The 11,990-nt window shown below is 35.4% G+C and carries 11 protein-coding genes; all 11 read left to right on the top strand.

Going from position 1 to position 11,990, the window contains the following annotated elements; all coding sequences use genetic code 11:
- Positions 1–174 precede the first annotated feature (174 nt).
- The 11 genes from ychF (at position 175) to HMPREF2613_RS00155 (ending at position 11,904) form a co-directional block, all read left to right on the top strand.
- Positions 175–1,290: a redox-regulated ATPase YchF gene (gene ychF, locus HMPREF2613_RS00205; protein WP_049501881.1), complete on the top strand. Its 1,116-nt coding sequence runs from the start codon at positions 175–177 to the stop codon at positions 1,288–1,290.
- A 72-nt stretch (positions 1,291–1,362) separates the two neighbouring features.
- The gene (gene pth / locus HMPREF2613_RS00200) at positions 1,363–1,932 is read left to right on the top strand and encodes an aminoacyl-tRNA hydrolase (protein ID WP_070478101.1); all 570 of its coding nucleotides are present in this window, start codon (positions 1,363–1,365) and stop codon (positions 1,930–1,932) included.
- Positions 1,933–5,436, top strand: a complete 3,504-nt coding sequence (mfd, locus tag HMPREF2613_RS00195; RefSeq protein ID WP_070478099.1) for a transcription-repair coupling factor — start codon at positions 1,933–1,935, stop codon at positions 5,434–5,436. It begins immediately after the preceding gene.
- Positions 5,437–5,493: 57 nt separating this feature from the next.
- On the top strand, positions 5,494–5,760 hold the full coding sequence (locus HMPREF2613_RS00190) for an RNA-binding S4 domain-containing protein (protein WP_001234978.1): 267 nt from the start codon (positions 5,494–5,496) through the stop codon (positions 5,758–5,760).
- A complete protein-coding gene (locus HMPREF2613_RS00185; RefSeq protein WP_020902315.1) occupies positions 5,753–6,121 on the top strand; it encodes a septum formation initiator family protein in 369 nt (122 codons plus the stop codon). Before HMPREF2613_RS00190 ends, HMPREF2613_RS00185 begins: the two co-directional genes overlap by 8 nt.
- Before the next feature lie 4 nt (positions 6,122–6,125).
- The gene (locus HMPREF2613_RS11670; protein ID WP_020902316.1) at positions 6,126–6,248 is read left to right on the top strand and encodes an SP_0009 family protein; all 123 of its coding nucleotides are present in this window, start codon (positions 6,126–6,128) and stop codon (positions 6,246–6,248) included.
- Positions 6,241–7,509, top strand: coding sequence for a serine hydrolase (locus HMPREF2613_RS00175; protein WP_070478097.1), 1,269 nt, complete (start codon positions 6,241–6,243; stop codon positions 7,507–7,509). Before HMPREF2613_RS11670 ends, HMPREF2613_RS00175 begins: the two co-directional genes overlap by 8 nt.
- Positions 7,506–8,783, top strand: coding sequence for a tRNA lysidine(34) synthetase TilS (gene tilS, locus HMPREF2613_RS00170; protein WP_070478095.1), 1,278 nt, complete (start codon positions 7,506–7,508; stop codon positions 8,781–8,783). The genes HMPREF2613_RS00175 and tilS overlap by 4 nt, the downstream gene beginning before the upstream one ends.
- 4 nt (positions 8,784–8,787) lie before the next feature.
- Positions 8,788–9,330, top strand: a complete 543-nt coding sequence (hpt, locus tag HMPREF2613_RS00165) for a hypoxanthine phosphoribosyltransferase (RefSeq protein WP_070478093.1) — start codon at positions 8,788–8,790, stop codon at positions 9,328–9,330.
- A gap of 15 nt (positions 9,331–9,345) precedes the next feature.
- A complete protein-coding gene (gene ftsH / locus HMPREF2613_RS00160; protein ID WP_064276848.1) occupies positions 9,346–11,304 on the top strand; it encodes an ATP-dependent zinc metalloprotease FtsH in 1,959 nt (652 codons plus the stop codon).
- Positions 11,305–11,424: 120 nt separating this feature from the next.
- The gene (locus tag HMPREF2613_RS00155) at positions 11,425–11,904 is read left to right on the top strand and encodes a transcriptional regulator (RefSeq protein WP_070478091.1); all 480 of its coding nucleotides are present in this window, start codon (positions 11,425–11,427) and stop codon (positions 11,902–11,904) included.
- The last annotated feature ends 86 nt before the right edge of the window (positions 11,905–11,990 follow it).

Raw genomic sequence — 11,990 nt, 5'->3', positions numbered from 1 at the left:
TTGAGGTTGCAGATAGAACTGACGAAGTCAGTAATATCTATACGGCAAGGCGATGTTGACGTGGTTTGAAGAGATTTTCGAAGAGTATGAGAACCCTTAGTTAGAGGGTTAGCAAGTTTTCCCTTTTTGTGTTATAATATTAGGGATTGAAATGAAAACGGAGAATGAGAAAATATGGCTTTAACAGCAGGTATCGTTGGTTTGCCAAACGTTGGTAAATCAACACTATTTAATGCAATTACAAAAGCAGGAGCAGAGGCAGCAAACTACCCATTTGCGACGATTGATCCAAACGTTGGAATGGTAGAAGTTCCAGATGAACGCCTCCAAAAACTAACTGAAATGATTACTCCTAAAAAGACAGTTCCAACAACTTTTGAATTTACAGATATTGCAGGGATTGTAAAAGGAGCTTCAAAAGGAGAAGGACTAGGAAATAAATTCTTGGCCAATATCCGTGAAGTAGATGCGATTGTTCATGTAGTTCGTGCTTTTGATGATGAAAATGTCATGCGCGAGCAAGGACGTGAAGATGCCTTTGTGGATCCACTTGCGGATATTGATACCATTAACCTGGAATTGATTCTTGCTGACTTAGAATCAGTCAATAAACGTTATGCGCGTGTAGAAAAGATGGCACGTACGCAAAAAGATAAAGAATCTGTGGCAGAATTCAATGTTCTTCAAAAGATTAAACCAGTCCTTGAAGATGGAAAATCAGCTCGAACTATTGAATTTACAGATGAGGAGCAAAAGGTTGTCAAAGGTCTCTTCCTTTTGACGACTAAACCAGTGCTCTATGTTGCTAATGTGGACGAGGATGTAGTTTCAGATCCAGATTCTATCGACTATGTCAAACAAATTCGCGAATTTGCAGCGACAGAAAATGCTGAAGTAGTCGTTATTTCTGCGCGTGCTGAGGAAGAAATTTCTGAGTTAGACGAAGAAGATAAGCAAGAGTTTCTTGAAGCACTTGGGTTGACAGAATCAGGCGTTGACAAGTTGACTCGAGCAGCTTATCACTTACTTGGACTTGGAACTTACTTCACAGCTGGTGAAAAAGAGGTTCGCGCTTGGACATTTAAACGTGGTATGAAGGCTCCTCAAGCAGCTGGTATTATCCACTCAGACTTTGAAAAAGGCTTTATTCGTGCAGTTACCATGTCATATGAGGATCTAGTGAAATACGGTTCTGAAAAGGCTGTAAAAGAAGCTGGACGCTTGCGTGAAGAAGGAAAAGAATATATCGTCCAAGACGGCGATATCATGGAATTCCGCTTTAATGTCTAAAAAATTTAATGAATAGTATCAATTAGGTTGGAAAAAAATTCCAACCCTTTTGGCTTTTGAAAGGAAAAATAAATGACAAAATTACTTGTAGGATTGGGAAATCCAGGAGATAAATATTTTGAAACAAAACACAATGTTGGCTTTATGTTGATTGACCAACTAGCGAAGAAACAGAATCTCACTTTTACACACGATAAGATATTTCAAGCTGATCTAGCATCTTTTTTCCTCAATGGTGAAAAAATTTATCTTGTCAAACCAACGACCTTTATGAATGAAAGCGGCAAAGCTGTTCATGCTTTATTGACTTACTATGGTTTGGATATTGAAGATTTACTCGTCATTTACGACGATCTTGACATGGAAGTTGGGAAAATTCGTTTAAGAGCAAAGGGCTCAGCAGGTGGTCATAATGGTATCAAGTCTATTATTCAACATATAGGGACTCAGGTATTTAATCGTGTTAAGATTGGAATTGGAAGACCTAAAAATGGAATGTCAGTTGTTAACCATGTTTTGAGTAAGTTTGACAAGGATGATTATATTGGTATTTTACAGTCTATTGACAAAGTTGACGATTCTGTAAACTACTATTTACAAGAGAAAAACTTTGAAAAAACGATGCAGAGGTATAACGGATAAATGGCGACCTTATTAGATTTATTCTCAAAAAATGATCAGATTAAAAAATGGCATCAAAATCTGACAGATAAGAAAAGACAACTAATACTAGGTTTATCAACGTCTACTAAGGCTCTTGCAATTGCAAGTAGTATAGACAAAGAAGATAAGATTGTGTTATTGACGTCAACTTATGGAGAAGCAGAAGGACTTGTTAGTGATCTTCTATCTATCTTGGGTGAGGAACTTGTCTATCCATTTTTGGTAGATGACTCCCCTATGGTCGAGTTCTTGATGTCTTCACAAGAAAAAATCATTTCACGGGTCGAAGCCTTGCGTTTTTTGACTGATCCATCTAAGAAAGGGATTTTGGTTTGTAATATTGCAGCAAGTCGATTGATTTTACCGTCTCCAAATGTATTCAAAGATAGTATTATAAAAATCTCAGTTGGTGAAGAATATGACCAACATGAGCTTATCCATCAGTTAAAGGAAATAGGCTATCGAAAAGTTACACAAGTACAAACTCAAGGAGAATTTAGTCTGCGAGGAGATATTTTAGATATTTTTGAAATATCCCAGTTAGAACCTTGCCGAATTGAGTTTTTTGGTGATGAAGTCGATGGTATTAGGTCATTTGAAGTCGAAACACAATTATCGAAAGAAAATCAGACAGAACTCACCATCTTTCCAGCTAGTGATATGCTTTTGAGAGAAAAGGATTATCAACGAGGTCAGTCAGCTTTAGAAAAACAAATTTCAAAAACGTTATCACCTATTTTAAAATCATACTTAGAAGAAATTCTTTCAAGTTTTCATCAAAAACAAATTCATTTAGATTCTAGGAAGTTTTTATCTTTGTGTTATGACAAGACATGGACTGTTTTTGACTATATTGAAAAAGATACCCCAGTATTCTTTGATGATTATCAGAAATTGATGAATCAGTATGAAGTCTTTGAAAGGGAGTTAGCACAATACTTTACAGAAGAATTACAGAACAGTAAAGCATTTTCTGAGATGCAGTATTTTGCAGATACAGAGAAAATCTATAAAAAACAGAGTCCGGTTACCTTTTTCTCTAATCTGCAAAAGGGGTTAGGAAATCTCAAGTTTGATCAAATTTATCAATTTAATCAATATCCCATGCAAGAGTTTTTCAATCAATTTTCTTTTCTAAAAGAAGAAATTGAGCGATACAAAAAAATGAATTACACTATTATTCTTCAGTCTAGCAATTCAATGGGAAGTAAAACATTGGAGGATGTTTTAGAGGAATATCAGATTAAATTAGATTCCAGAGATAAGTCAAGTATCTGTAAAGAATCTGTAAACTTAATCGAAGGTAATCTCAGACATGGTTTTCATTTTGTAGATGAAAAGATTTTATTGATAACTGAACATGAGATTTTTCAAAAGAAATTGAAACGTCGTTTTCGAAGACAACATGTTTCGAATGCAGAGAGATTAAAAGATTACAATGAACTTGAAAAAGGGGACTACGTTGTCCATCATATCCATGGAATTGGTCAATATCTAGGGATTGAAACAATTGAAATCAAAGGGATTCACCGTGATTATGTTAGTGTTCAATACCAAAACGGGGATCAAATCTCTATCCCAGTGGAACAGATTCATCTACTGTCCAAATATGTTTCAAGTGATGGGAAAGCTCCTAAACTCAATAAATTAAATGACGGTCATTTCAAAAAAGCCAAGCAAAAAGTTAAGAACCAGGTAGAGGATATAGCTGACGATTTAATTAAACTTTATTCTGAACGCAGTCAGTTGAAGGGGTTTGCTTTCTCAGCTGATGATGAGGATCAACATGCTTTTGATGATGCCTTCCCTTATGTTGAAACGGATGATCAACTTCGTAGTGTTGAGGAAATCAAGAGAGATATGCAGGCTTCTCAACTAATGGATCGACTTTTAGTTGGGGATGTTGGTTTTGGAAAGACTGAAGTTGCTATGCGTGCAGCTTTTAAGGCAGTCAATGATCACAAACAGGTTGTCGTCTTAGTTCCGACGACGGTTTTAGCGCAACAGCACTATACCAATTTTAAGGAACGATTCCAAAATTTTGCTGTTAATATTGATGTGTTGAGTCGCTTTAGAAGTAAAAAAGAGCAGACTGAAACACTTGAAAAATTGAAAAAGGGTCAAGTTGATATTTTGATTGGAACACATCGTGTTTTGTCAAAAGATGTTGTGTTTGCTGATTTGGGCTTGATGATTATTGATGAGGAACAGCGATTTGGTGTCAAGCATAAGGAAACCTTGAAAGAGTTAAAGAAACAAGTGGATGTCCTAACCTTGACAGCTACCCCAATCCCTCGTACCCTTCATATGTCTATGCTGGGAATCAGAGATTTGTCTGTTATTGAAACTCCTCCAACAAATCGCTATCCAGTGCAAACCTATGTTTTAGAAAAGAATGAAAGTGTCATTCGTGATGCTGTCTTGCGTGAAATGGAGCGTGGAGGTCAAGTTTACTATCTTTACAATAAAGTTGACACGATTGACCAGAAGGTTTCAGAATTACAGGAGTTAATTCCAGAGGCTTCGATTGGGTATGTTCACGGACAAATGAGTGAAATTCAGTTGGAAAATACTCTACTGGACTTTATTGAAGGACAATATGATATTTTGGTGACAACTACCATTATTGAGACAGGAGTGGACATTCCAAATGCCAATACTTTATTTATTGAAAATGCGGACCATATGGGCTTGTCAACCTTGTATCAGTTAAGAGGAAGAGTCGGTCGTGGTAATCGTATTGCTTATGCCTATCTCATGTATCGTCCAGAAAAATCAATCAGTGAAGTCTCCGAGAAGAGATTAGAAGCGATTAAAGGATTTACAGAATTGGGATCAGGATTTAAGATTGCAATGCGAGATCTTTCGATTCGCGGAGCAGGAAATCTTTTAGGAAAATCCCAGTCTGGTTTCATTGATTCTATTGGTTTTGAATTGTATTCGCAGTTATTGGAGGAAGCTATTGCTAAACGACATGGTAATGGGAACACAAAAACCAAAGGAAATACCGAATTGATTTTACAAATTGATGCCTATCTTCCTGATACTTATATTTCTGATCAACGACATAAGATTGAAATTTACAAGAAAATTCGTCAAATTGACAACCGTGTCAACTACGAAGAATTACAAGAAGAGTTGATGGACCGATTTGGAGAGTACCCAGACGTGGTAGCCTATCTTTTAGAGATTGGTTTGGTTAAGTCTTATCTTGATAGGGTCTTTGTTCAACGTGTGGAACGAAAAGAAAATAAGATTACAGTTCAATTTGAAAAAATTACTCAGCGACTGTTCTTGGCTCAAGATTATTTTAAAGCTTTATCCGCAACGAACTTAAAAGCAGCTATAGCTGAGAATAAGGGATTAATGGAAGTTGTATTTGATGTTCGAAACAAGAAGGACTATGAAATTTTAGAAGGTCTGCTCATTTTTGGAGAAAGTTTATTAGAGATAAAAGTGTCGAAAGAAGGCAATTCTCTTTAACATTTTTCTTCTATAAAATGGAGAAAAATGGTACAATAATAATTTGAGGTAATAAAAATGAGATTAGACAAATATTTAAAAGTATCAAGAATTATCAAGCGTCGTACAGTCGCAAAAGAAGTAGCAGATAAAGGTAGAATCAAGGTAAATGGAATCTTGGCAAAAAGTTCAACGGATTTGAAAGTTAATGACCAAGTTGAAATTCGCTTTGGAAATAAGTTGCTACTTGTAAAAGTACTGGAGATGAAAGATAGTACAAAAAAAGAAGATGCAGCAGGCATGTATGAAATTATCAGTGAAACACGGGTAGAAGAAAATGTCTAAAAATATCGTACAATTGAATAATTCTTTTATTCAAAATGAACATCAACGTCGTCGCTATCTGATGAAGGAACGACAAAAACGTAATCGTTTCATGGGTTGGGTTCTTATTTTGATGATTTTATTGTTCATTTTACCAACTTATAATCTTGCTCAAAGTTATCACCAATTACTCCAAAGACGTCAACAGTTATCAGACTTGCAAACTCAGTATCAAAACTTGAGTGAGGAAAAGGAGAAAGAGACAGCTTTTGCTACAAAGTTGAAAGATGAAGATTACGCTGCTAAATACATGCGTGCAAAATATTATTATTCTAAGAATCGGGAAGCTGTTTATACGATTCCTGACTTGCTTCCAAGGTGATGAAATGGAAAATTTATTAGACGTAATTGAGCAATTTTTGAGTCTATCGGATGAAAAACTAGAAGAGTTGTCTGATAAAAATCAACTATTGCGTTTACAAGAGGAAAAGGAAAGGAAGAATGCGTAAATTCTTAATTATTTTGTTGCTACCAAGTTTTTTGACAGTTTCAAAAGTCGTTAGCACAGAAAAAGAAGTTGTATATACTTCGAAAGAAATTTATTACCTTTCACAATCTGACTTTGGTATTTATTTTAGAGAAAAATTAAGTTATCCCATGGTTTATGGAGAGGTTCCTGTTTATGCGAATGAAGATTTAGTAGTGGAATCTGGAAAATTGACTCCCCAAACAAGTTTTCAAATAACCGAGTGGCGTTTAAATAAACAAGGAATTCCAGTATTTAAGTTATCCAATCATCAATTTATTGCTGCAGACAAACGATTTTTATATGATCAGTCAGAGGTAACTCCAACAATAAAAAAAGTATGGTTAGAATCTGATTTTAAACTGTATAACAGTCCTTATGATTTAAAAGAAGTGAAATCATCCTTATCAGCTTATTCGCAAGTTTCAATTGATAAGACCATGTTTGTAGAAGGGAAAGAATTTCTACATATTGATCAAGTTGGATGGGTAGATAAGGAATTAACTTCTGAAGAAGATAATCGGATGAATAAAGTGCAAGAAATATTATCTGAAAAATATCAGAAAGTTTCTTTCTCTATTTATGTTAAGCAACTGACTACTGGAAAAGAAGCTGGTATTAATCAAGATGAAAAGATGTATGCAGCTAGCATTTTAAAATTACCTTATCTCTACTATACGCAAGAAAAAATAAATGAGGGTCTTTATCAGTTAGACACGACTGTAAAATACGTATCAGCAGTCAATGATTTTCCAGGTTCTTATAAACCAGAGGGAAGTGGTAGCCTTCCTAAAAAAGAGGATAATAAAGACTATTCTCTCAAGGATTTAATTTCAAAAGTATCTAAAGAATCGGATAATGTAGCTCATAATCTATTGGGATATTACATTTCAAATCAATCTGATGCTATATTCAAATCCAAGACGTCTGCTATTATGGGAGATGATTGGGATCCAAAAGAAAAATTGATTTCTTCTAAAATGGCTGGGAAAGTCATGGAAGCTATTTATAACCAAAATGGACTTGTATTGGATTCTTTGACTAAAACAGATTTTGATAATGAGAGAATTGCCAAAGGTGTTTCTGTTAAAGTAGCTCATAAAATTGGAGATGCGGATGAATTTAAGCATGATACGGGCGTTATCTATGCAGATTCTCCATTTGTTATTTCTATTTTCACTAAGAATTCTGATTATGATACGATTTCTCAGATAGCCAAGGACGTTTATGAGGTTCTAAAATGAGGGAACAAGATTTTTTAAATCATTTTCTCAAGAGAGAATATTTTAAAAAACATACTAAGGTGGTGCTAGCTCTTTCTGGTGGATTAGATTCTATGTTTCTATTCAAGGTATTGTCTACTTATCAAGAAGAGTTGGAAATTGAATTGATTTTAGCTCATGTTAATCATAAGCAGAGAATTGAATCAGATTGGGAAGAAAAGGAATTAAGGAAGTTGGCTGCTGAAGCAGAGCTTCCTATTTATATCAGCAATTTTTCAGGAGAATTTTCAGAAGCGCGTGCTCGACATTTTCGTTATGATTTTTTTCAAGAGGTCATGAAAAAGACAGGTGCGACAGCTTTAGTCACTGCCCACCATGCTGATGATCAGGTGGAAACGATTTTGATGCGTTTGATTCGAGGTACTCGTTTGCGCTATCTATCAGGAATTAAGGAGAAGCAAGTAGTAGGAGAGATAGAAATCATTCGGCCCTTCTTGCATTTTCAGAAAAAAGACTTTCCACCAATTTTCCACTTTGAAGATATATCAAATCAGGAAAATCATTATTTTCGCAATCGTATTCGAAATTCTTATTTACCAGAATTAGAAAAAGAAAATCCTCGATTTAGATATGCAATCTTAAGCATCGGCAATGAAATTTTAGATTATGACTTAGCTATAGCTGAATTATCAAAGAATATTAATGTAGAAAATTTAGAGCAGCTATTGTCTTACTCTGAGTCCACACAAAGAGTTTTACTTCAAACTTATCTGAATCGTTTTCCAGATTTGAATCTTACAAAGGCTCAGTTTGAAGAAGTTCGGCAAATTTTAAAAACTAAAAGCCAGTATCGTCATCCGCTTAAAAATGGTTATGAATTAGTAAAAGAGTATCAACAGTTTCGGATTTGTAAAATCAGTCCTCAGTCTGATGAAAAGGAAGAGGAACTTGTGTTACACTATCAAAATCAGGTATCTTATCAAGGATATTTATTTTCCTTTGGACTTCCTTTAGAAGGTGAATTAATTCAGCAGGTACCTGTTTCACGGGAAACATCAATACACATTCGTCATCGAAAAACAGGAGATGTTTTGATTCAGAATGGTCATAGAAAAAAACTCAGACGTCTATTTATTGATTTAAAAATCCCTATGGAAAAGCGAAAATCAGCTCTGATTATTGAGCAATTTGGTGAAATTGTCTCAATTTTGGGAATTGCGACCAGTAATTTGAGTAAAAACACGAAAAATGATATAATGAACACTGTACTTTATATAGAAAAAATAGATAGGTAAAAAAATGTTAGAAAACGATATTAAAAAAATCCTTGTTTCACACGATGAAATTACAGAAGCTACTAAAAAATTAGGTGCTCAACTCACTAAAGACTATGCAGGAAAAAATCCAATCTTAGTTGGGATTTTAAAAGGATCTATTCCTTTTATGGCTGAATTGGTCAAACATATCGACACACATATTGAAATGGACTTCATGATGGTTTCTAGCTACCATGGTGGAACAGCAAGTAGTGGTGTCATCAATATCAAGCAAGATGTGACTCAAGATATCAAAGGAAGACATGTTCTATTTGTAGAGGATATCATTGATACAGGTCAAACTTTGAAGAATTTGCGAGATATGTTTATTGAAAGAGAAGCAGCTTCTGTTAACATTGCAACCTTGTTGGATAAACCAGAGGGGCGTGTTGTAGAAATTGAGGCAGACTATACCTGCTTTACTATTCCAAATGAGTTTGTAGTAGGTTATGGCTTAGACTACAAAGAAAATTATCGTAACCTTCCTTATGTTGGAGTATTGAAAGAAGAAGTGTATTCAAATTAGAAAGAACAATTTTTAATGAAAAAACAAAATAATGGTTTAATTAAAAATCCTTTTCTATGGTTATTACTTATTTTTTTCCTAGTTACAGCCTACCAGTATTTTAGTACAGGTAGTGTTGCAGGGAAAAGTGAGCAAATTAATTATACAGAATTGGTAAAAGAAATTACCGATGACAATGTAAAAGAATTAACCTACCAACCAAATGGCAGTGTTATCGAAGTTTCAGGTGTTTATAAAAATCCTAAAACAAGTAAAGAAGAAACAGGCATTCAGTTCTTTTCTCCATCTGCTACAACAGTAGAGAAATTTTCAAGTATTATTCTTCCTTCAGATACTACAGTATCAGAATTGCAAAAGCTTGCTTCTGACCATAAAGCGGAAGTAACTATTAAGCATGAAAGTTCGAGTGGTATGTGGATTAATATTCTTGTATCCATTGTGCCATTCGGTATTCTTTTCTTCTTCCTATTCTCTATGATGGGAAATATGGGAGGAAATAATAGCCGTAACCCGATGAGTTTTGGACGTAGTAAGGCTAAAGCTGCAAATAAAGAAGATATTAAAGTAAGATTTTCAGATGTTGCTGGAGCTGAGGAAGAAAAACAAGAACTAGTTGAAGTTGTTGAATTCTTAAAAGATCCAAAAAGATTTACAAAACTTGGGGCTCGTATTCCAGCAGGTGTCCTTTTGGAGGGACCTCCGGGAACAGGTAAAACTTTGCTTGCTAAGGCAGTAGCCGGAGAAGCAGGTGTTCCCTTCTTTAGTATTTCAGGTTCTGACTTTGTAGAAATGTTTGTCGGAGTTGGAGCTAGTCGTGTTCGTTCTCTTTTTGAAGATGCCAAAAAAGCAGCACCAGCTATTATCTTTATCGATGAAATTGATGCTGTTGGACGTCAACGTGGAGTTGGTCTTGGCGGAGGAAATGACGAACGTGAACAAACCTTGAACCAACTCTTGATTGAGATGGACGGTTTTGAGGGAAATGAAGGGATTATTGTCATCGCTGCGACAAACCGTTCAGATGTACTTGACCCTGCACTTTTGCGTCCAGGACGTTTTGATAGAAAAGTATTGGTTGGCCGTCCTGATGTTAAAGGTCGCGAAGCAATCTTGAAAGTTCATGCTAAGAACAAGCCTTTAGCGGAAAATGTTGATTTGAAATTAGTTGCCCAACAAACTCCAGGTTTTGTTGGTGCTGATTTAGAGAATGTATTGAATGAAGCTGCTTTAGTCGCTGCTCGTCGCAATAAATCGATAATTGATGCCTCAGATATTGATGAAGCAGAAGATAGAGTGATTGCTGGTCCTTCTAAGAAAGATAAGACTGTTTCACAAAAAGAACGTGAATTGGTTGCCTACCATGAGGCTGGACATACTATTGTTGGTTTAGTCTTGTCGAATGCCCGCGTTGTCCATAAGGTTACAATTGTACCACGTGGCCGTGCAGGTGGTTACATGATTGCACTTCCTAAGGAAGATCAAATGCTTCTATCTAAAGAAGATATGAAAGAGCAATTGGCTGGTTTAATGGGTGGCCGTGTAGCTGAAGAAATTATCTTTAATGTCCAAACTACAGGAGCTTCAAACGACTTTGAACAAGCGACACAAATGGCGCGTGCAATGGTTACAGAGTACGGTATGAGTGAAAAACTTGGCCCAGTACAATATGAAGGAAACCATGCTATGTTTGGTGCACAGAGTCCTCAAAAATCAATTTCAGAACAAACAGCTTATGAAATTGACGAAGAGGTTCGCTCATTATTAAATGAAGCACGAAATAAAGCTGCTGAAATCATCCAATCAAATCGTGAAACTCACAAGTTGATTGCAGAAGCATTATTGAAATACGAAACATTGGATAGTACACAAATTAAAGCTCTTTATGAAACAGGAAAGATGCCTGAAACAGTCGAAGAGGAATCACATGCACTATCCTATGATGAAGTAAAGTCAAAAATGAATGATGAAAAATAACCCTGAGAGAGGCCTGTCCTCTCTTTTTTGTGCAGTTTAGACGGTGTAGGGAACAGAATGGGGGAAATGGGACAAAAGTGTTTCTGAATCTGTTAAACTGTATCTAGAAAGGGGAACGTTATGTTTAAAGAATTGTATAAAGAAGTCCAGGGAATTGTATATAAAAGTAGAAATGAATATTACCTTCATTTATGGGAGCTATCAGATTGGGACCAAGAGGGAATGATTTGCTTACATGAATTGATTAGTAGAGAAGAAGAGCTAGTAGAAGATATTCCTCGTTTACGTAAATATTTCAAAACTAAATTCCGTAATCGAATTTTAGACCATATCCGTAAGCAGGAAAGTCAAAAACGAAGATATGATAAAGAACCCTATGAAGAAGTAGGTGAGATCAGTCATCGTATAGGAGAGGGAGGACTCTGGCAAGATGATTATTATCTCTTTCATGAAACACTAAAAAATTATAGAAACAAACAAAGCAAAGAGAAACAAGAAGAGTTAGAACTCGTCTTAAGAAATGAACGCTTCCGAGGTCGTCAAAGAGTATTAAGAGACTTACGTATTGTGTTTAAGGAGTTTGATATCCGTACTCGGTAAGAAGCTATGGAAAAAAATGAAAAAAAATAGAAAAAAGGTGTTGACAAAGTTAGAAAAGTCTGTATAATAGTAAGAGTTGAAAATAA

The sequence above is a fragment of the Streptococcus sp. HMSC070B10 genome (assembly GCF_001808665.1).
In the GTDB taxonomy this organism is placed as follows: domain Bacteria; phylum Bacillota; class Bacilli; order Lactobacillales; family Streptococcaceae; genus Streptococcus.
Note: the sequence above shows the minus strand (reverse complement) of the source record. Positions and strands in the feature narration are given on the sequence as shown.